At 40.6% G+C, this 21,888-nt stretch carries 21 protein-coding genes; 9 read left to right on the top strand and 12 right to left on the bottom strand.

Features of this window, described 5'->3' with window-relative positions; genetic code table 11:
• Positions 1-68: 68 nt before the first annotated feature.
• From lipB to FTU29_RS04420, 4 genes are all read left to right on the top strand, one after another.
• On the top strand, positions 69-728 hold the full coding sequence (gene lipB / locus FTU29_RS04435) for a lipoyl(octanoyl) transferase LipB (RefSeq protein ID WP_180120612.1): 660 nt from the start codon (positions 69-71) through the stop codon (positions 726-728).
• Between the two features lie 76 nt (positions 729-804).
• Positions 805-1,338: a hypothetical protein gene (locus FTU29_RS04430; protein WP_180011534.1), complete on the top strand. Its 534-nt coding sequence runs from the start codon at positions 805-807 to the stop codon at positions 1,336-1,338.
• Positions 1,339-1,341: 3 nt separating this feature from the next.
• Positions 1,342-2,526 carry an iron-containing alcohol dehydrogenase gene (locus FTU29_RS04425; RefSeq protein WP_111885299.1) on the top strand — a complete coding sequence of 395 codons (1,185 nt, stop codon included), beginning with the start codon at positions 1,342-1,344 and terminating at the stop codon, positions 2,524-2,526.
• Positions 2,527-2,791: 265 nt separating this feature from the next.
• On the top strand, positions 2,792-4,189 hold the full coding sequence (locus tag FTU29_RS04420; RefSeq protein WP_111885298.1) for an APC family permease: 1,398 nt from the start codon (positions 2,792-2,794) through the stop codon (positions 4,187-4,189).
• Between the two features lie 61 nt (positions 4,190-4,250).
• Here FTU29_RS04420 and FTU29_RS04415 read toward each other — a convergent pair whose 3' ends face one another.
• The 3 genes from FTU29_RS04415 to FTU29_RS04405 form a co-directional block, all read right to left on the bottom strand.
• Positions 4,251-4,889 carry a hypothetical protein gene (locus FTU29_RS04415; protein ID WP_180023220.1) on the bottom strand — a complete coding sequence of 213 codons (639 nt, stop codon included), beginning with the start codon at positions 4,887-4,889 and terminating at the stop codon, positions 4,251-4,253.
• Positions 4,867-5,679 carry a DUF6502 family protein gene (locus tag FTU29_RS04410; RefSeq protein WP_180120610.1) on the bottom strand — a complete coding sequence of 271 codons (813 nt, stop codon included), beginning with the start codon at positions 5,677-5,679 and terminating at the stop codon, positions 4,867-4,869. The genes FTU29_RS04415 and FTU29_RS04410 overlap by 23 nt, the downstream gene beginning before the upstream one ends.
• A 66-nt stretch (positions 5,680-5,745) precedes the next feature.
• A complete protein-coding gene (locus tag FTU29_RS04405) occupies positions 5,746-6,942 on the bottom strand; it encodes a cupin-like domain-containing protein (RefSeq protein WP_180120608.1) in 1,197 nt (398 codons plus the stop codon).
• 151 nt (positions 6,943-7,093) lie between these two features.
• On the opposite strand from FTU29_RS04405, the gene FTU29_RS04400 reads away from it, so the two are divergent.
• Both FTU29_RS04400 and FTU29_RS04395 read left to right on the top strand, forming a co-directional pair.
• Positions 7,094-7,489 carry a hypothetical protein gene (locus tag FTU29_RS04400; RefSeq protein ID WP_180120605.1) on the top strand — a complete coding sequence of 132 codons (396 nt, stop codon included), beginning with the start codon at positions 7,094-7,096 and terminating at the stop codon, positions 7,487-7,489.
• 70 nt (positions 7,490-7,559) lie between these two features.
• Complete coding sequence (locus FTU29_RS04395; RefSeq protein WP_180120603.1) at positions 7,560-9,161, top strand: PT dipeptide repeat lipoprotein; 1,602 nt, start codon at positions 7,560-7,562, stop codon at positions 9,159-9,161.
• 94 nt (positions 9,162-9,255) lie between these two features.
• Here the strand turns inward: FTU29_RS04395 and FTU29_RS04390 are convergent, their stop codons facing one another.
• The 9 genes from FTU29_RS04390 to rplU all read right to left on the bottom strand — a co-directional run bounded on the left by FTU29_RS04390 (position 9,256) and on the right by rplU (position 17,616).
• Complete coding sequence (locus tag FTU29_RS04390) at positions 9,256-9,696, bottom strand: hypothetical protein (protein WP_257226895.1); 441 nt, start codon at positions 9,694-9,696, stop codon at positions 9,256-9,258.
• A 229-nt stretch (positions 9,697-9,925) separates the two neighbouring features.
• Positions 9,926-10,405 carry a tRNA (cytidine(34)-2'-O)-methyltransferase gene (locus tag FTU29_RS04385; RefSeq protein WP_111885295.1) on the bottom strand — a complete coding sequence of 160 codons (480 nt, stop codon included), beginning with the start codon at positions 10,403-10,405 and terminating at the stop codon, positions 9,926-9,928.
• 316 nt (positions 10,406-10,721) lie between these two features.
• Positions 10,722-12,122, bottom strand: coding sequence for a siroheme synthase CysG (gene cysG / locus FTU29_RS04380; RefSeq protein WP_180120602.1), 1,401 nt, complete (start codon positions 12,120-12,122; stop codon positions 10,722-10,724).
• 73 nt (positions 12,123-12,195) lie between these two features.
• Positions 12,196-13,467 carry a serine--tRNA ligase gene (gene serS, locus FTU29_RS04375; protein WP_180023214.1) on the bottom strand — a complete coding sequence of 424 codons (1,272 nt, stop codon included), beginning with the start codon at positions 13,465-13,467 and terminating at the stop codon, positions 12,196-12,198.
• 117 nt (positions 13,468-13,584) lie between these two features.
• Positions 13,585-14,376 carry an RsiV family protein gene (locus FTU29_RS04370; RefSeq protein WP_180107730.1) on the bottom strand — a complete coding sequence of 264 codons (792 nt, stop codon included), beginning with the start codon at positions 14,374-14,376 and terminating at the stop codon, positions 13,585-13,587.
• A gap of 161 nt (positions 14,377-14,537) precedes the next feature.
• On the bottom strand, positions 14,538-15,233 hold the full coding sequence (gene lolA / locus FTU29_RS04365) for an outer membrane lipoprotein chaperone LolA (RefSeq protein ID WP_180120600.1): 696 nt from the start codon (positions 15,231-15,233) through the stop codon (positions 14,538-14,540).
• Positions 15,234-15,465: 232 nt separating this feature from the next.
• Complete coding sequence (locus FTU29_RS04360) at positions 15,466-16,848, bottom strand: YadA family autotransporter adhesin (RefSeq protein WP_257226894.1); 1,383 nt, start codon at positions 16,846-16,848, stop codon at positions 15,466-15,468.
• A 182-nt stretch (positions 16,849-17,030) separates the two neighbouring features.
• On the bottom strand, positions 17,031-17,285 hold the full coding sequence (gene rpmA / locus FTU29_RS04355) for a 50S ribosomal protein L27 (RefSeq protein WP_067764378.1): 255 nt from the start codon (positions 17,283-17,285) through the stop codon (positions 17,031-17,033).
• Positions 17,286-17,304: 19 nt separating this feature from the next.
• Positions 17,305-17,616, bottom strand: a complete 312-nt coding sequence (gene rplU / locus FTU29_RS04350) for a 50S ribosomal protein L21 (RefSeq protein ID WP_078191390.1) — start codon at positions 17,614-17,616, stop codon at positions 17,305-17,307.
• A 460-nt stretch (positions 17,617-18,076) separates the two neighbouring features.
• Between rplU and sdsA the strand changes: the two genes are divergently transcribed.
• From sdsA to FTU29_RS04335, 3 genes are all read left to right on the top strand, one after another.
• Positions 18,077-19,054 (top strand): All-trans-nonaprenyl-diphosphate synthase, encoded by a 978-nt coding sequence (gene sdsA, locus FTU29_RS04345; RefSeq protein ID WP_078191391.1) that lies wholly within the window; start codon positions 18,077-18,079, stop codon positions 19,052-19,054.
• 31 nt (positions 19,055-19,085) lie between these two features.
• Positions 19,086-21,137: a site-specific recombinase gene (locus FTU29_RS04340; RefSeq protein ID WP_180120598.1), complete on the top strand. Its 2,052-nt coding sequence runs from the start codon at positions 19,086-19,088 to the stop codon at positions 21,135-21,137.
• 152 nt (positions 21,138-21,289) lie between these two features.
• Positions 21,290-21,886, top strand: a complete 597-nt coding sequence (locus FTU29_RS04335) for a phosphatase PAP2 family protein (protein WP_180120596.1) — start codon at positions 21,290-21,292, stop codon at positions 21,884-21,886.
• The last annotated feature ends 2 nt before the right edge of the window (positions 21,887-21,888 follow it).

The raw sequence follows: 21,888 nt of genomic DNA, 5'->3' as shown, positions 1-21,888 counted from the left end.
ACGCCCCCATTATTCTGCCAATTCATTATAATAAAACTCTATGTTTGACCATAAAGGACGCAACACGCGTGACTGAAACTGTTCAAAAACCCGAATTAATCATTCGTCAATATAACCACCTTACCCCTTATGCAGACCGCTTTTTAGAGATGAAAACTCTCACTGAACAGCGAGATGAATGCTCACCCGATGAGCTGTGGATATTGCAACATCCCGATGTATTAACTCAAGGGCAAGCTGGCAAACCTGAACATATTTTGGTGCAAAGTAACATCCCTGTGGTACAAACAGACCGTGGTGGACAAGTCACTTGGCATGGACCGGGTCAGTTGGTCGCTTATTTCATGTTTGACTTGAATCGCTTAGGTTGGAACGTGCGTACGCTGGTTTCCTATGCAGAAAACTTGATGATCGAACTGCTGAAAAAGTACGGCATCGACGCTTATGCCAAGCCTGATGCACCGGGTGTTTATGTTGCAGAACGCAAAATTGGTTCTCTCGGTTTTAAAATTCGTAAAGGCCGCAGTTATCACGGTTTGGCACTGAATATCGATTGTGATCTATTTGGTTTTCATACCATTAATCCATGTGGCTATGCTGGATTAGAAATGGTTCGTATACAAGATTTGGTGCAAGATTACCCTAAATTTGAAAACTTATGCGTCGATATCATTGATACTTTGAAAAACAGTGGTTACTTTAAAGACGTAACAGTCAAACAACTATAAAAGACTTTGCTTTCTCAAAGAAAATAATTTAGAGTAAAAGCTCTAAATTTAATAATTATAGATAAGGGATGTACACGTGATTGCAACTAAATCCGTTAAACCCGCGCTCCAGCAGGCCTATGTCAAACTCATGATGGATGTGATTGGCAGAGGTCTGGTCATGGCGAGCCAGGTCGATGAAGAAATTAAACAAGAAGTTGCTAAATTTCCAGTTAATTTTATTTTATCTATGAATGTTTTTCCTAATGGTGCTGCATTTGTCGCGCAAGTCACGGAAGACCATCAACTCAAACTCCTCACACCCGGCACTCAAAAGCCTGACTTAACCATTACGTTTAAGCATTTGAATCATGCCTTTTTGGTCTTCTCATTTCAAGAAAGTACCGCACAAGCCTTTGCCAATGACCGCATGATCGCCGATGGTGATTTGTCTTATGCCATCCGACTGGTGCGTTGTCTCAACAAAATGGAAGCGTTAATTTTACCTAAATTGGTGGCTGAATTGGCTGTCAAAGAATATCCAACACATTTAAGCCTAAAAGAAAAACTGAGCGGTGCTGCAAATATTTATTTAAAAGTAGCCCAGTCTTATTTAAAACGGAGCGCATAACACATGGCTAAACCATATTACGAATTTTTCTGTCCTGTAAAAGTGATTGCTGGCCATGCTGCTTTAGAACACATTCCATTCGAACTGTCTACTTTGGGTGCTAAGCGCCCCATGATCATTACTGACAAAGGCGTTCGCAGTAATCAATTACTTGCACCGATTGAAGCGGCATTTGAAAGTACCGAGACGGTGATTGGCTATATTTTTGATGATGTTCCGCCAGACTCAAGTCTAGAAACCGTACGTAAAGCGGCTCAACTTTACCGCGACAACCAATGTGATGCCATTATTGCCGTCGGTGGCGGTTCAGTGATTGATACCTCTAAAGCAACCAACATCTTGGTGTCTGAAGGTGGTGATGACTTACTGAAATACTCAGGTGCGCACAACTTACCAAAACCTTTAAAACCATTTTTTGTGATTCCAACAACCTCGGGGACAGGTTCAGAAGTGACTATGGTCGCTGTGGTTTCTGACCCTGAAAAGAATGTCAAAATGGCCTTTGCATCGAATTATTTGATGCCACATGCGGCAATTCTTGACCCACGTATGACGCAAACTTTGCCACCTCATCTTACGGCGATGACAGCGATGGATGCGATGACGCATGCCATTGAAGCCTATACGTGCATGGCGGCAAACCCTATTTCAGATGCCTATGCAACTGCCGCAATCAAGAAAATTAGCAATAGCTTATTTGGTGTATTAGATAATACCAGCGATGCACATGGGCGCTTAGAACTTGCACAAGCGTCTACAATGGCAGGAATTGCATTTTCGAATTCGATGGTTGGATTAGTCCACTCATTGGGTCATGCTTTAGGTGCTGTTGCTCACCTGCCCCATGGATTATGCATGAATTTATTCTTGCCGTATGTGTTGGAATACAACAAAGAAGTGAATGGCGATAAGATTGCTGAATTGCTATTACCACTGGCTGGTCCTGATATTTATGCACAAACACCGGCCAACCTCCGCGCTGAAAAAGCCATTTCAACGCTTTTAGCCATGCGTGACCGCTTGTTTAGTTTGACCAAATTACCACGTACTTTGAGTGAAACAGGTAAAGTGACTGAAGCTCAATTAGATGAAGTGGCAGAGAAAGCACTGAATGATGGATCTATTATTTATAATCCTAAAGAAGCCAGCTTAGAAGACCTCAAAACTATTCTAAAAAAAGCTTGGTAATTGCTGAAAAATAAGCGAATATAGCGAAAAATTAAGCCTGATGTTTTTTTAAACATCGGGCTTTTCACTTGCAGAACGCAATATCAGTTATTTTTTAATCAAACTGGCATAATTTCTGCTAAAAATAATTTCAAAGTTACTGACAAAATGTACCAATTTGGAGTAGATTGGCGCACTTTTGTTTTAAAACGTAGGGGGGATCGTTCGTCTCAAACGATCCTTAGAATATGACTGATCCTTGATCAACGATAAGAGGATAACGCCGTTGACAAATATCTCTGGGACTCAATCGGCAGCTAAACTGCAAAAAACGCTTGGACTCTGGCACATTATTATTATTGGTTTGGCTTACATCCAACCAATGACTCTATTTGATACTTTTGGTTTAGTATCTGAAGAAAGTCATAGACACGTGCCGACTTCTTACATTATTGCCCTTATTGCAATTCTGTTTACCTCGATTAGTTATGGTCATATGATCCGTCGCTACCCTTCTTCGGGTTCTGCGTATACCTATGCCCAAAAATCTATTCACCCGAACGTAGGTTTCATGGTGGGTTGGTCTTCTTGGTTAGACTACCTATTATCTCCAATGGTGAATATTATTCTTGCAGTGATTTACCTTGAAGCACTATTTCCAACAGTAAACCACTGGGTATGGGTCATTGTGCTAACGGCATTCATGACTGGAATTAACTTACGCGGCGCGCGTTTTGTTGCTAACTTCAACAGCCTGATTGTACTTGTGCAGTTATTAGTAATTGGTATTTTCACGTGGATGGTCTACAGCAAGCTTCAAATGGGCTTCAATGCTGATGGCCCGATTTCTGCGGCAGAACGCTATCAATTATGGAGCCTTGAGCCATTTTGGAATGAGCTGACGTCTGTGGGTGCGCTGATTACAGGTGCAACATTACTGTGCTTCTCGTTCACTGGTTTTGACTCATTAAGTTCATTGGCAGAAGAAACCAAAGATACTGAGAAAACACTGCCGAAAGCGATTTTCTTAACTGCTTTAATCGCAGGGATTATCTTCATTATTAGTACCTACTTCATGCAGCTGTTCTTCCCTGCTGAGCCGGGTAACTATTTCAAGAATATTGCTGAAACACAGCCAGAGATACTCTTGCTCGTCGGCGGCTCACTGTTCCAATCCTATGTGTTAACTTTTGCGATTGTGACAGTAATGGCATCAGGTATTTCTGCACATGCTGGCGTATCACGTCTGATGTATGTAATGGGTCGTGATGGCGTAATTAACAAGAAGATCTTTGGTCATATTAGTCCGAAAAACTTCACACCATCGTATAACATCATGATCGTAGGTGCGGTTGCATTAACTGCGGGCTTTATGAATCTTGATATTGTCATTTCGATGATTAGTTTTGGTGCATTGACAGCCTTTACTTTCGTGAACTTATCTGTGATTTCACGTTATGCACTTCGTGATGGCCGCACAAAAACAGCCAAAGATATTTTTAGCTTTGTCGTTATTCCAATGCTTGGCTTTATCAGTATCTTTGCGATGTGGTTAGAAATTGAAGAAACTGCATTGAAATATGGTTTATGGTGGGCAATGTTCGGTATTTTATACCTTGGTTATAAAACCAAAGGTTTTAAACACCCTGCACCGCAACATAACGAATTTGATGATAAATTCTAATCAAGTTTATCTCTAAACAAAAAAGGCGCTTAAAGCGCCTTTTTTGTTTTAAATATACCAATTAAGGTTGTATGGATTTTCTAGATTGCTGAAATTGAATTGAAATTTCTTCACACTTGTCTGGTGTATTGCCTTTTAATTCAACCGATGCTCCATCACCGTGTGACCATATACCATCTTCAACAGTCTCTAAATTTACAGCTGCTTCAAATATATGCTGTTGTTGTGGATAGAGTTTGATATCTATAGGTGTATCACATACTTGTTTTGGAAAATATGGTCTAACCTGCTCGAATAATTGCATGGTTAATGGCATATCACATTGCAAATGAATGGTGACTGGTACGCTATTGGTATTTTTTAAGATCAATTGAACATTTTGCGAATTAAGATCCGCTTGGGCAGCAGGTATTTCTACATACGTTTTTGTGTCAATCGACTGACGATCAAATGGATTGAGGAAGGCTAATTTACGTTCCACGCCATAACAAGAATCCTGCACGGAAGCTGAAAACTCTAAATATCGTGTCCCCAAGATAATTGTTCCGCGGCCATCCCCTGCATGACCGATATCAATGATTGGATCACCTGTACCTTCAATTGTAACCCCACCACTTCGAAAAAACTCTATGTCACAACCCGCTAAAACGCTGATCAAGCCACAAAGGGTTAAAGTCTTAAAGTTTAATTTTCGTATCATGTTGATAAACTCCAAAGCGAAATACACGATTTGCTTCAGGATTCCCGTCATCCATTGCGCAACGCTCCGCGGCAAGTTTTAAAAGTTGTAGTGAGTATTTCTGCCAAAGCTCTAAGCTCATTTCATGTAATTTATTAATCGATTCTTCTGTTAATTCGTCAGCACAAATGGCTTGTTCTAAATAAGGTATTTCATCAGGATTCAATAAATTATGCAAACCCGCTTCTAAATGCGCTTGAACATTTCGTGTTAAAATTTTACGTGCTTCTAATTGTGAAGGATCTGGAATAAAACGACGCTGTTGTAAATACACCTGCCCATCTTTTTCAGTGGCAATTTCCAAACGAACAAGTTCATTGAGTACCGAACGCGGATGACGTTCTGTTGAAATTCTTTTTACCAGCATTTCAAAGCTATTTTCTGAATCACTGCTAAATGGTAAAGAATCCCCCCAGCCTTCTGCAAGCCACAAACCCATCACACGTGATGGCACACTAATCGGCTCCGAAACAGTCGCTTCGGTCAAATCCTTACCTTCAGAAATCACTTCTTTATAAGCAGTCACGTCTTTACGGTGTAAGCCAGAAAGTAAACTAATCGCGGAAATCGTGGGTTTTTGATCGATACGCTCTAACTCACGTACAGCTTGTTGAAAAAATATAGGCTTCAATGCAGCAGTAAACTCAGTATATCCAACACCTGATCGTATCAACCATTGGCTCAACTCATTCATCAGCACCAATACTTGCTGTAAATTTTGATCTGCCTCATTGGTGAGAAGTTTACTCATTGAATTGCCATGAAAATTAGACTGTATAAGTGAAATTTTCGCATTATTTAATCTACTTCACAATTTTTATCTGATGAGATCTTGAGGATATTCAGTAAAAAAATGATTATTTACATTAAAATGCGTAAATGACACGCTGATCGATATATCCAAACTTTCAACGCTATGCCACCAGCCAATTGGGATAAATAAGGTTTCTCCAGGTTGCAAAATGCACTCAAATGGCGTCACTTTTTCTAACAATGGATAGTCTGCTAGATCAGCCTTTGCGACGTCTGAAACCTGACTGAATACCCAATGATCGTTATACATATACGGCATTTGCCATGCAGGAATCAAAGTCACTTTTTTACGTCCATAGATTTGTGCCAACATATTATTGGTTAAGTCATAATGCAGTGGTGTAAATGTGCCTGCAGGGCCAAACCATAAAAAATGTCGATTTTTGATCTCTTTTTGACAATAAGCTTTGGCGAAGTCACCTAAATCTTCACTAATCTTTTGCATGAATTGCTTATTTTGAGCGGCGTTATTCGCAGTTAAATAAATGTCATTGCTGTGCTTAGTGGCTTTAATTTGTGCGACAAAATCTTGCATCAAAATAATACGTTTCAATTGTACCGATTTTTTTTCAAAATCTTGATGCTGCTCACGATGCATCTGGACTTCAACCAACTCATTTTCAAAATGCTGTGCAAAATAATCAGGACTCCATTTATGCAGTGCAGGCCAATGTTGTATCCCATCTTTTAAAATGACCGGTCGCATCTGGCTATAATACCGTTCTATAAATGTTTCAAAATCAGGTGTTTCTATGCAATCGATTGTGGATGGAATGTGGTCGTTCAATTGATTCAATTGACCCATCACCTGTAATAGCCAACGCTGTTTATTCTGCTGTTGCTGTACTTGCTTCAGTTTTTTAAAAATTACGTTATTGTTTACACGCTTTAGAAACTGAATGATTAAATGATTTGAAATATTTTTTTGCTTAATTTTTTCTAAAATTTCATCTGTCTCTAAGCCCTCAAGACTGTATTCCAAAAGTTCATTTTGCAGCTGTTCTGAAAGTTGATCTGCATCAGAAAATAAGTATTGATCCGCCCTTGGGCTTAATCCATGTGATTGTAAAATTAGACTTATTTTCTGTACATCGCAACCATTTTCAATATTTTCATTCAACCAATTTTGCCATTCCGTCGGTAAGGACTGATACCAATTTTTACTTTGCTTTAGATGTTCACTCTGGCTTTCTACATTCATCTTCACCACTCCACCCTCTTTACAAGTGAAGTATAAATGATCTATTTTAAAAATGCTAAATTTTCGCATTTTATAATTATTTAAACACCGCGAATGTTATGAATCCGAAAAACTCATGCGGAATGACATAACAAAGTAAAGGAGAAAGTTCATGAAAATTCGTCATTTAGTCATTGTTAGCAGTCTGTCTTTAGCTTCAATACCGGTATATGCAGGTTTTGCCGATACCATGCGTGATTTAAGAAATACGCTGAATCAATTTAATGAAACATCCAAAGAAGTATCGAATACCGCAAAAGAATGGACAGGTAGTCGGGCCACGACTAACTCAAATTATGCTGCAAATGGTTTCAGCATGGGACAGCAACTCAGACCTAAAATTAATAATCTACCGCTTTATCAAACTGCCGATAAATCGAGCCAAGTCATTAAGAAACTGTCAAAAAATGCAGACATTATTTTTGCGGGAAACATGACTAAAACAGGTTTGATCGAAGTCACTACAGAACATGGCAATGGCTGGATTGAGTCACACCTTGTGCAATAAATCTAGATTTTAAAAGTTTATACAACTGCATCAGCCGTACATAACAACTTCACTCTATTGAGCACTAGTCATGAATAATAATCACAAAATCAGCATTATCGCTGCTGTATTTACAACATTGGTGGGCTGTGGTGGATCAAGCTCCAATGATGATGGCGCGACACCTACACCTACACCTACACCTACACCTACACCTACACCTACACCTACACCTACACCTACACCTACACCTACACCTACACCTACACCAACGCCAACGCCAACGCCAACGCCAACAACTGTAGCGGATAAATTCACAGGAGAATGGATTCAAGGGAATTCTGCCCTCGGTAACAATAATTGCGATTTACCACAAATTTCAATTCATAAAACCAGTGAAAACTCAGTCAGTGCAGTGAACGAAGAACTAAAATATGCGGTACACAATAGTTCAAGTAAAACTTGCAGCGGTGAATTTGTTTCCAAACGCTATCAATTACTTCATGACATGGTTATAAGTGAAATACAGCCGGCTGCAACACTAAATAACTTTGAATATCATTCGATTAAGTTTCAACCAGTCAGAGGTGGCGCGACGAGCAACCGTGTCTTAACTTTTTTAAATAATAATTCTTTCTGTGTAATTAACGCGACGATTTCAAATCCAAGCTATATCATCATGCAACGCGGACTAATTACTGACCCACTCAAGGACAGCCGCTGCTATACAAAAAATTCCAATGAATTCTTCACCAATTTAAAACCGAAAACCAAAATCACAGCTGCGGACTTTAAGTCTGAGAATTTTATTAATACCACCGACACAGTAAACTTCTTAACTCAGCTCAATACAATGGGACAAAGTGGTTATAAGTTAATTGGCTATGATTCTAAAACTTTGGACAATGGTAATGTTAATAGCTACATGAAACTTGCCAATGAAAATACGCGTTTCAATCATATTGTTGCAGACCGTACAGCACCCTCTATCGCTGACATATATTTTACATGGCGTAATCAGTTAAATGAAAAAGGCAAATCAGGCTATCAATACCTGCATAGCGTCAGACCAACCAATGCCCTGAATTTCAAAGATTATTTTATTAAGAAGGAAAATGATACCGCGACATATACTTACGACAGCGGCTATGTTTCCCCGCTCGTAGAACCAGTGCAACTGGAAACTATGCTCAATACACTGGGTGCCCAAGGCTGCCGTATTATTCAATTCAAAAGCTATTTCACAGGTTTACGACCTGAAGTTCTGAACGGTAAACAAAATAGTCCTAAAGTTGCAACCTGTATAAATAGCAGCGCACACCATGGCACTTACAGCTATCGATATAAAACTTACCCAACCGGCAGCAATAGTGTAGAGCGCAGCTTAAAATTACAGGAGATGATCGATGAGCAAGCAAAAGACGGTTACCGCTTAGTCAGCCGTGCTTTAGATATGAGTTCAACCACCAAAAACGGCATGCTGTTTATGAAAGACAGTGAAAACACTAATGTCGGTGAGTTTAAAGTCTTTAGTGAAACTGTCTTTGCAACGTCGACATTTAACGACGTCTTACTGAAACGTCTTCAGCAGCAAGGTCAATTGGGTTGGTTATACACCAGTGGTCAACTGCTATTTGCAAATAATCCAAAACATCTACAAACAGAACTGAGTGACTTTAATTTAATTGATTAATTCACGAGGTAATTTGAGCTTTTCCATATCCTTGATGTCTCGGCATCAAGGACATTAATTATTGAGATGGATCAAAAGGGTTTCAGCAAACCACTTATTTTAAGCGGCAATTAAAACCCATCTTGGTGTCTACAATATTTTTTTCATAACCTAAACTTTGAATAAATTGATTTCGATCTGCTACTAACTGCTGATCGGCAGGGCTAAGACGCGCTTTATTTTTTTGTGCCAACGCATAGGTTTCATTCACTAAACCCTGATAGATCCCGCAAACTTCCTGACGCTTGGACTTTTTCAATTGACGACCACCATACCATGAACGTTCAAAATCGTCGGCTTTTAGTGTTTTTCCCCATTCCTCAATACGCTGATTTTGTCTTTGCTGCATTTCCAGCATGCCCTGTTGTACTTCAGCCTTAGTAAAAGGCTTAATCACCTCAACCTTCGGTACAACTGGAACATTTTCTGTAGTTGCAGTGACGGTCACTGCTGTCTGTTCCGTTGTGGTTGATAGGGTTGGATTAGCCCAACTCATTGATGAAATGAATCCGGTCGCAAATACGACACCAAAAGCTTTTAAATTTATAGATTTCAAGTTTTAAGTACCCGTTTTATTTCTTCACAGTGTTCTTATACACATTTTTATATTGATGCTAAAGTTTTTAAGCCCTTATTTTACAAAACTTCATTGCTGTAAATGGTTCACTGTGTTCACTCCCAATAAAAAAGCCGCTCGATAGAGCGGCTTTTTGAACAGATCACACTTAGACCAATTCTTTAAAGTCTTGCTGACGCCAAGCTTCATATAAAATCACAGCAGTAGCATTAGACAAGTTTAAACTGCGTGAATTTGGTGCCATCGGTAGGCGAATCCAATGTTCTTTTGGGAACATCATACGGACATCTTCCGGCAAACCACGTGTTTCTGGCCCCATCAACAGCGCCACAGGACGGTTTAAATTGGAGGTATGCGGTGTTTCAAAACCTTTGGTTGTTAATGGATAAATGGCATCCATCTCAATACCTTGCGCTTTTAAGCCCGCAAGACATTCTTCAAAGTTTTCCCACACTTTCATGTGCGCCCATTCATGATAATCCAAACCGGCGCGGCGAAGTTTTTTATCATCCAGCTCAAAACCTAATGGCTTGACCAAATGCAACTGCGCTCCAGTATTGGCACATAAACGAATGATATTCCCTGTATTTGCAGGAATTTCTGGCTCGTATAAAACAACATGGATCACAGTTTTTTTCTCTACTCTTTAGTTAAATAATGGCTTAAAGCTCAGGCTATAGTTTCTGTAGCTGTAGCATAAGTTTAGATGGTACAACAAGCGCTTGCTTATCTACATTGCTTAGCTTTCGCTTTACACGAGGACAATCCACTTACTCATATCCTTTGTAGTTAGCTTTCGCCTTGCAATTGGACAATACAATAACTTGCTTATCCTCTTTGCTCAGGCATAGCCTTCACCTTGCACGTGGACAATTCAGCAGCCTGCTTATCCTCTTTGCTCAGGCATAGCCTTCGCCTTGCGCTCGGGAAACGCGTTGCGTTGCTTACCCTCGCTCATGCCATTGAAGTTGTTCACGCAGACTCACCACATCACCAATAATCGTCAATGTAGGCGCCTGAATTTGGTATTCACTGACTTTAGATGCAATATCTGCCAATGTCCCAACCACGACTTTTTGTTCAGGTGTCGTCCCTTTAGAAACCAATGCGACAGGCATGTCTGGACGCTGCCCGTGCGCGATGAGTTTCTCACAAATTTTTTCTAGTCCTACCAAGCCCATATATAGCACGAGCGTTTGATTTTGATAAACCAACTCATTCCAAGGCAGCTCCGGTGAACCTTCTTTGAGATGCCCTGTCAAGAAGCGTACACTTTGCGCATAATCTCGATGCGTTAAAGGAATCCCTGCATAAGCCGAACATCCAGAGGCAGCAGTAATTCCCGGAACGACTTGGAAGGCAATGCCTGCCGCAAACAGCTCCTGAATTTCTTCACCGCCGCGGCCAAAGATGAACGGATCTCCACCTTTTAAGCGACAGACGCGTTTGCCTTCACTTGCGTATTTTACCAGTAAGGCATTAATGCCTTCTTGCGGAACAGCATGATTGGATCGTGCCTTACCTACGTAGATTTTCTCTGCATCACGGCGGCAGAGGTCCATAATCGGCTGAGAGACCAAACGGTCATAGATCACCACATCCGCTTGCTGCATTAAACGCAGTGCTTTTAAGGTCAGCAGTTCAGGATCACCCGGCCCCGCCCCAACCAAATACACCTCTCCTTTCGGCTGTTTCCATTCCAATAATGCCTGTTCAATCAAACGATTGGCTTCAGTCAAATTGTCATTAAATACCTGCTCTTTGAGCGGGCTTGCATACAAGTCTTCCCAAAAAATACGGCGTTCATCTGGATTGACGATTTTGGCTTTAACGGCTGCGCGCCATTGACCTGAGAACTCAGCCAGTTTGCCCATGCCATGCGGAATCGAGCTTTCTAACTGGGTGCGTATTTGGCGCGAGAGTACTGGCGATGTGCCATTAGATGCAACGGAGATGACCAGTGGAGAACGGTCAATGATCGCAGGAACCATAAAACGGCAATGCGGCGGATCATCGACACTATTAACCAAGACATTTTCAGCTTCGCAGGCTTCAAAAACCGCCTGATTGACCGCTTTGTCATTGGTTGCTGCAATCACTAAACGAAACTGACGCAGCGCAATGGCATTTTCTTGATAAACCGATTCGTGATAAATCGAGTTGAGATATTGACCTTGAGTTTGATTAACCAAGGTCAATAAATCATTTTCAATTTCGGGTGAGCAAACTGTCAGCTGAGCGCCCGCTTTTGCAAGCAGCACAGCCTTTCTATATGCAATTCGACCACCACCAACAATCAGACAAGGTTGCTGCTGCAACTTCAAAGAGATTGGAAAGATATCCACACACGACCTCAATAGTTTAAATCTGATTGTCTTAAGCAATTTTTGTGCACAAATGTATGCACTTTATCGACTATTAATCGATAAATTCAGCACCGCCCATATATGGACGAAGTACTGTTGGAATTTCAATTGAACCGTCTGCACGTTGATAGTTTTCCATCACGGCAAGTAAAGTACGACCAACTGCCAAACCTGAACCATTCAGCGTGTGTACAAACTCAGTTTTCTTTTGGTCAGCACGGTAACGCGCTTTCATACGGCGTGCTTGGAAGTCACCCATGCATGAGCAAGATGAAATTTCACGGTAGGTATTTTGACTTGGCACCCAAACTTCTAAATCATAAGTTTTGATTGCACCAAAGCCCATGTCTCCGCCACACAGAACGACTTTACGGTATGGTAAGCCTAATGCTTGAAGAATACCTTCGGCATGACCCGTTAATTCTTCCAAAGCATCCATCGAAGTTTCAGGTTTTACAATCTGAACCATTTCTACTTTGTCAAATTGGTGTTGACGGATCAAACCACGTGTATCACGGCCATACGAACCCGCTTCACTACGGAAACATGGCGTATGCGCTGCATATTTTAATGGCAAACGTTCTGGATCAATGATTTCATCACGCACGAAGTTGGTTACAGGCACTTCTGCAGTCGGGATCAGGTAGTATTCTTTTTCGCCTTGAAGTTTGAATAAATCCTCTTCAAATTTAGGCAATTGGCCTGTACCACGTAAAGAATCTGCATTAACTAAATAAGGTACATACGCTTCTGTATAGCCATTTTCCAAGGTATGTGTATTTAACATAAATTGGGTAATTGCACGCTGTAAACGCGCCAATGGGCCTTTAAGTACGCTAAAACGAGTACCTGTCAATTTAGTTGCGGTTTCAAATTCTAAACCGCCCATCATTTCACCCAAGTCAGTATGGTCTTTGATCTCAAAATCAAACTGACGTGGTGTACCCCATTTTAAAACTTCAACATTGTCGTTTTCGTCTTTACCTTCTGGCACAGACTCATGAGGTAAATTTGGAATCGATAAAGATTTGGCTTCAAGTTCAGCCTGAAGCTCAGAAAGTGCAACTTCTGCGGCTTTAATTTCATCACCAATAGCAGACATACGTGCCATGATTTCAGATGCATCACCGCCAGCTTTTTTAATTTGACCAACTTGTTTTGCACCAGCATTACGTTCAGCTTGTAACGACTCAGTTTTAGACTGAATTTCCTTACGGCGAGCTTCAAGGTCTGCCCACTCTGCTACGTTAAGTTGAACACCACGTTTTGCTAAGGCTAAGTTTACAGCCTCAATATTATTTCTGAGTAATTTCGGGTCGATCATAGCCAATCTTAAGTAAAGAAAAAAACTGGCTATAGTGTAAGCTCTTAACACTCAAAAATACAGTGACCGAGCTTACAGCTGCCCCTTATTAGACCAATAATCTTGCTTCAAATTGTCTTATTTGGTGTCGTAATTTGGCAAACTTGGTAAATATTCAGGTTTAAATAGTCCTTTAGCCGTAAAATATGGAAGTTTTAGCTCAGGCATGCCCTCTGCATAACTCGCCAATTCATACAATGGATAAGCAAATACAATCCCGTTCGCACCATAATAAAAATTATCGCTTAACTGAAGTTTTGAACGTTCAATATCATGACTATCTAACCACATATAGTTGGCATCAAAAAGTGCGCTAATCACTTTCGCATCTGCACCTTTGACCAAGACATCTTGTAAAGCCAAACGTTTTTTGGCTTTTAAATCAAAATTGACATATTCAACATGGGACATACCATGAGCCGCATGCGCTGCGTAGGTATAGCTTTCGATTGCAAAAGTTGCGATATGTCCCCACTGACTAATATATCGAACAGAAGTGGTACTTTGACTTAGGCCTGCATCCGTCTTGTCTGATAAATCGATTTTTTGATTCGGCTCAGTTGAAAATGCAATCGGGTCTGCTTTTTTAATCCGATCAGTAAAATATTGATTAATCCAATCAACATTGGTTTCAACTGTTTGAATCCTATATTGGGTACAACCTTCCGCATCGCAAGCTTGAGCTTTTGGTAATTGCATCTCGACAGATTTAGATTGAATAAGTGGAATCGCATCAGCGACGACCGCTGGCTTCTGTTCCGTTGTTTCACCTTCAACAGGTTCATTTCGAGGATGGCAGGCCGTTAATGACCCGATTAAAACCACAGCTGAAACAGCCCAAGCTATATTATTCATATGATTTTTTTTCATCCCAAAATTCCCTATAGCAACAGTCAAAACCACAAGTTACTTCATTTAAGCAAACTGTGAATATCAGCATACTACTAAATTTCTCTTATATTCAGCTTGCTGGCTTTACATTTCTCCATAAAAAAAGCAGACCGATGTCTGCTTTTTTTCGATTATGAGAATTATTGATCAATAATGTCCGTACCTTTTGGAGGTACAAAATTAAAGGTTGACGTTGGAATAGACGCATTCACCTTCACATTATTGAAACGTACATGGGTTGTTTGACCTAATGAGTCTTGGAGAATCATTAAAGTCGGCGCATTTTTCGCACCAAAACTAATGGTTAAGCTTTGAAACACACCATCATCACTTTTTGGATATAAAGTGTAATAAGTTTTGGTCTTATTCGGCTGTGTAATACGATAAGACTTCATAATTTGAGCCGTATTACCCGACAATAATAATGCAGGCGTATTCGCAACTTGGTCATCTAAGCTTTGGCGTACCGCTTGTTGTAGGTCTGGGTCATAAATCCAAACTGTTTTACCTGTAGTCGCAATGGTTTGCTTAGATGGGCTGGTTGTTTCCCAATAGAATTTACCCGGGCGCTGAACTTTCATGACCCCAATAAAAGTCTGGTTCATATGCTGCGCACTTAAACCTTTCTTTTGAGTTGCTTTGGGGTTAGTCACTTTTGTAGTTTGCTGAAAGTTAGCTGTAAAACTTTTAATACCCGATAATTGTTTCACCAAATTGGCAGTTGCCTGCTGCTCCGACGCTGCAACTGGTGCCGCGAATACTGTCGTACTCATAACCGGTGCCAGTGTCGCTGCACCTAATGCCATAGCACAGATGGTTTTACGAAGCATTTTCATAGATTCACCTTTTATATTTGCATCAACGCAATTTGTTAGATGGCTCCATCTTAAACCACTTTCATTGACTAAATTTAGAAAAAATAAGAAGTTTTGTATGGTTATTAATGCAAATTGCTGTTTTTTATTCATCATGATGGAGAAATATAAAATAAAAAGGCACTTGATTTGATTCAAATGCCTTTCAAATAGTTAAACAACGATTTAGCAATTTTAATAATTCAATATTAAGTTATTTCCATTGCCAACCGATCGATGCACCAGCGCCAAAGTCACCTTCAGAGTTCCCTGTTGCAGCCAATTTATACACATATTTATTGCTTTCAGTCACTCCACTGAAACCAACTGCATAGCCTTGTGAACCTTCCCAAGCCCCCATACCTACGCTAAACATGTTGTATCCGGCATCTGTGGGTTGCGGTAAGGAGGCGATTGCAATACTTGAAGCAACAGCACCGTAAACATTATCTTTAAATTTATTGAAATTATGGTTCAATTCATTCACACGTTGATTGGTATAACTATTGGCTTGGTTGAGTACATTTGCCCCATGCTGATCTGTATATGCTTTTGAACTATTTAACACTTCTAGATCTGCTTGACGCATTTGTTTCACGTTTACCGCATCGGTGTCTGCCGTACCTGCTGCCACATGGATAATTTGCCGCTCTGCACCAGCCGAGCCAACGGAAACCGTATTATTGCGGTCAGAGCTTGAACCATTGCCAAGTACAATAGCATTATTTGCAGAGGTGTTGATATTGTTACCAACCACATAGGTATTATTACCTGTGACTGTGTTATTTGAACCTACAGCACCAGATCCATCACCACTGACGGTATTGTTTACACCGAGGGCAATAGACTGATTACCATCAGCTTTATTACCTGCACCGACTGCAATCGCATCTTGTCCATTCGCAGTTGGTTTAGGTGCTGTATTGGCAACGTTTGATTGTATTTTAATGTACGGATCTGTTCCTTTTAAGCTCAACAACCATTCAACTTCAGTACCGACAAATCCATTTTTTATCGCAAGTTCATATGCACTGAAACCATTTTCACCTGTTAGCCCTTGTGCGCCAACTGCACCACGTAGACTTTCTAGCCATTGGTCTTCATTACCTTCATAACCATTGTTCACCGCAACTTGATAAGCACTTGCACCATCTAAACCATTGCTACCATTCAGACCGTTCAACCCATCCTTACCATCGATGCCGTCTCGGCCTTTGAGTCCATCTTTACCAGTAGCACCTGTTGCTCCAGTATCGCCTTTGTCACCTTTAGCTCCGGTATCACCTGTTGCTCCGGTATCACCTTTTTCACCAGCAGGACCTTGAGGACCCATTGGCCCTGCTGGACCAGGAATACCACTATTGCAACGATTACAAGTATGCCCAGGATGTGATGAACCACTCCCACCGGCCCATGCAATTGAACCTAGAGAAATTAAAATACTCACAGCAAGTAATTTTGGTACAGCTTTAATAGCGATTGAAGTTATTTCACCAAGTCCTAGCGTCTTTTCAAATGCAATTTGTTGGCTTTTATCAGGACAATTCCTTTTCTGATAGTCAGCATTGATAAAAACTGTATTCAATATTTTATTCATGTCCTTATCCTTTTTTGTATTTGTACTCCTCTATTACGCTCTTTATATTTTGTGATTTAAATCACTATTTATGGTGATTTATTGCTTCATACATCGTTTGTAACAATCAAGAAAAATACCTCACATTTTCTTCAGACGAAAAAAAACCCGCAAAAAAATGCGGGTCTTTTTTCTATTAAAGCTTACGCTTCAACAGATACGTAGCGACGACCGAATTGGCCTTTCACTTCGAATTTTACAACGCCGTCAGCAGTTGCAAATAAAGTATGGTCACGGCCCATACCTACATTTACACCAGCGTGGAATTCAGTACCACGTTGACGAACGATGATGTTACCAGCAGTCACAGATTGACCGCCGTAGATTTTAACACCCAACATTTTTGGGTTCGAGTCACGACCGTTTTTAGTCGAACCACCGGCTTTTTTAGTTGCCATGTCTACTTACTCCTCGTAATTAGCCTGAAATAGCTGTAATTTTCAACTCAGTGAACCATTGACGGTGACCTTGTTGTTTACGATAGTGTTTACGACGACGCATTTTAATGATGCGGATTTTGTCGTGACGACCATGGCTAACTACTTCAGCAGTTACTTTAGCGCCAGCTACTACTGGTGCACCAATTTGAATGCTGTCACCGTTAACAAGCATCAACACGTCATCAAAAGTAACAGTTGAGCCAGTTTCAGCTTTCAATAATTCTACTTTAAGGGTTTCACCCTCAACTACACGGTGTTGTTTACCACCGCTTTGGATTACTGCGTACATTTAAGTACTCCAAACATGCCCGTGTTGTCGTGCCGGTAAAGGGATATACCGATCTTAAAACGATCGTCACTGGGGTTTCGCAAAGGCAAAGATTTTAAGGGATAACCCGAAAAACAACAAGTCATTTCCGTAAAATATTAGATGAGTATGCGTTTATTATATAAACAGTGTCATTAAAAGTATTAAAATGAGTGATCTATTTCACTTACCATGTTTTTTTGCAAGGTTTGACATAGATTTTTAGCAACGATTCGCTAATATACTCTGGACTGACATCAACAACATGCTGTTCAAACAACATGCTAAAGATAAAAGTCTGTTAAAAAATAAGTACAATACTTCCGCTTGATGAAAAAAATCACTTAAGATTAAGTCAATTGAGTAAGTTCTTATCTGTTATTCATATAACAAATTGCTACACTACGTCTGTAATTCAAAAATTATTGAGGTTTCTCTTCATATGACCATCGACTTTAAGCAAGATATTCTCGCGCCTGTTGCTACTGACTTTGCTGCGATGGACAAATTTATTAATGAAGGGATCACGTCTAAAGTTGCCTTGGTCATGGCAGTCAGTAAACATGTAGTTGAAGCAGGCGGTAAACGCATGCGTCCCATTATGTGCTTACTTGCAGCAAAGGCATGTGGCGCAGAAGATTTAGAAAAACACCGTAAACTTGCAGCAATTATTGAAATGCTACATACCGCAACCTTGGTACATGACGACGTAGTCGATGAATCGGGTTTACGCCGTGGTCGCCCAACCGCAAATGCGACATGGAATAATCAAACTGCCGTACTTGTGGGGGATTTTCTAATTTCACGAGCTTTTGATTTATTGGTGGATCTAGACAGCAAAGTATTACTCAAAGACTTTTCAACGGGTACCTGTGAAATTGCTGAAGGTGAAGTTTTACAACTTCAATCACAGCACCAACCCGAAACTACTGAACAAACCTATTTAGATATTATTCACGGTAAAACTTCGCGTTTATTTGAGCTCGCTACCGAAGGTGCAGCGATTCTGACGGGTACACCAGAGTACCGTGAACCGCTTAGAAAATTTGCGGGACACTTTGGAAATGCCTTTCAAATTATTGACGATATTTTAGATTACACCTCAGATGCTGAAACATTAGGTAAAAATATTGGTGATGATTTGATGGAAGGTAAACCAACTTTACCTTTAATCTCTGCCTTAAAGAATACCACTGGCGAAGAACATGACATTATTCGCCGCAGTATTGCCACAGGTGGTACGGCAGATTTAGAGCGTGTTATTCAGATTGTACAAAGCTCTGGGGCACTTGATTATTGTAGCCAACGAGCGACTGAAGAAACTGAGGCAGCACTAGCCGCTTTAGCAGCGCTACCAGATACTGAATATCGTCAAGCTTTAATCAACCTCGCAAACTTGGCATTACACCGAATTCAATAATTAACAATATTCATCGTAATTCCCCTTGCCTATGCATATAAAACTCAATGATATCTTTTTGACCATGCAGCAACAGCTCGATACCCCTCGGGCTGTGCTGGATGAAAACTTGCTGATCGAATTGGTCAACCGAATTCGACCAGAAGATACAAAAAATACCGACGAAATTAAGAAAAAATTTCAGGCTTTCATCCAAGCTTTACTCATCACGCCAGATGCAGCCTCTACCCTGCAAAGTTTTGTCCTAAAGCTCATTAGCCGATATAAACAAACCAGTTTATATGCGGACACGGGTATTTTGTCTCTCGATGGTTTCTGGGGACAACTGTTCCAACGGCTTGGCGCACATTTTCTTCCTCTGATCAATGACGAAACTCAATTACAAGATTTAGTCCGTCGAGTTTTTTATCGTCATAGCGACAAATATTGGCTGGACAGTATTGATGATCAGCAATGGGTGCAGCTATTTCGACTATTTAATCAAGGTCATAGCAATCAGGAAGAAAAAAAGAAAATTCGCCGTGAGTTAATTAAAGCCATTACCGTTTTGTCCTATCGGGTAAGTGGTATTGGCTTATATCCTGAATTTATTAATGCACAGCCTGAACTGACAGAATATGAATCACCTTTTTTGGTGCAAAACCGCGAAATAAACGATTTTATTCAGCAGTATAAAAAGCTCCATCAAAGTGCTGAAGAAATGAGTGCTGTGCTACCGCCAGATGCTTCTCAAGCGTTGGTAATGCTGGAACAATGTCGTGATGTGGTGCTGAAGATTCGGCGTGCGACCAAACGAATTGGTGTAAGTGTCAGCCTGACTTACTTATTGTCGCTTTTAGAACAGTGTTTAGATCGCTTAGAAATCTTACTCAACCTGATTGTTGAAGAAGATGATGTCCGCTATGTGTCTATGGGTAGTTTACTCAGTGATGTGACGTCAGCGATTTATAGCGAGCGCAGTGTGCGCGATTTGCTCGCCACCAATAGTGAATTGGTTGCCCTACAAGTCACCGAAAACGCAAGTAAAACTGGCGAACACTATGTAAGTACGGACAAACAAGGCTTTATGAGCATGTACCGATCTGCGGCAGGTGCCGGTGTGATCATTGCATGTATGGCAACTTTAAAAGTGCTGATGGCCCGTGTCAGCATGGCACCGCTCATGCAAGCCATTTCATATAGTCTGAACTACTCTTTCGGCTTTATGCTGATTCATGTCTTACATTTTACTGTTGCCACTAAACAGCCTGCGATGACAGCTGCCGCCCTTGCCTCGACGGTTCAGCATCGTAAAGGCTCGAAAATGGCGCAGATTGCCGAGCTTGCCGCGCTGATTATTAATATCATTCGAACCCAGTTTATTGCAATCTTAGGCAACATCAGTATTGCGATTCCTGTTGCAGCATTGATCGCATTAAGTTGGGACATGGCTTTACATGAGCCATTAATGAATCATGCAAAAGCAGCTAAAACCTTACACGACCTCAATCCATTTACCTCACTGGCTGTGCCACATGCTGCGATAGCTGGAGTATGTTTGTTTTTATCAGGTTTGCTTGCTGGGTACTTTGACAACATGGCGATCTATCGCAAAGTTGGACCACGGATTCAAGCACATCCAAAGTTAAAACGCATCATGGGTCAAGAGAGACTGGATAAGCTTGCCGCTTACATTGAGCGAAACTTAGGTGCTTTAGCAGGTAACTTCTTATTCGGGATCATGCTGGGCAGTATGGGAACAATTGGATTTATTTTTGGTTTACCTTTAGATATTCGCCATATCGCCTTCGCCTCGGCCAACTTCATTCAAGGCCTCATCAATATTAATGGTTCACCAGACATTGGCTTAATCATTGTGTCATTCTTAGGGGTTATTCTGATCGGTCTTACCAACTTATTCGTCAGTTTCACGTTAACCATTATTGTGGCACTACGGGCACGTCGCGTAAGATTTGAACAATGGAAACCACTGGCTAAACTGGTGATGACTCATTTTCTAACGCGACCAAGTGATTTTTTCTGGCCACCGAAAACCCCACTTGAAGTTGAAGATGGCACACAAGCCAGCAAGAACAATCATTAGCAGATTTGTGTTTTATTTTAGTAAGATGTGAATGAACGCAAAAAATAAAATCAGTATGATTTACACATACTTGAAATAAAGTGTACTGATGAGTACACTTTAGTCCATTAATTAACCGAGCTCAAACCGGTTAAAATGACAAGGAATAAAATATGCCACGAACGCTACTGTTTGTTGGTTTTTTTGCATTAATTATCAGTGTGTTGTCGCTTTATTCTAGCTATTTAAATCTATTAGATTTAAGTATCGTGGAATGGATGAGTCAGCACCGTATTGCTGTTTTTAATCAAATTACCATCGGACTTTCGGCGCTAGGGGGCATGCCTTTTGTATTATTTTTCACCACGCTATGGTGTTTACACTTTGCGTGGTATAAAAAATACACAGAGATTGTTTTTATCAGTATAGGGATCTTTGGAAGTATCGGCCTTGCATGGTTGCTTAAATTTACGTTCACCAGACCGCGTCCCCCAGAAATGTACCATCTTGTAGCGTCTTACGGGAGTTCATTCCCAAGCGCACACAGTTGTTATGCTGCATCGCTTGCGTGTCTGATGATCTTGATTTACCGACAACATGCTCAACATCGCTTGATCACCATTTTGGCATTGTTATGGATGCTGTGTATGGGTGTTTCGCGAGTATATGTTGGGGTTCATTTTCCGACAGATGTCTTATCCGGTTGGAGCATAAGTTTTATTTGGATCGCGCTACTTTATTTGAGTTACATCAAAATCAGTAAAGCGTAAAC

Source organism: Acinetobacter sp. YH12086 (assembly GCF_013419345.1).
Taxonomy (GTDB): Bacteria; Pseudomonadota; Gammaproteobacteria; order Pseudomonadales; family Moraxellaceae; genus Acinetobacter; species Acinetobacter amyesii.
Note: the sequence above shows the minus strand (reverse complement) of the source record. Positions and strands in the feature narration are given on the sequence as shown.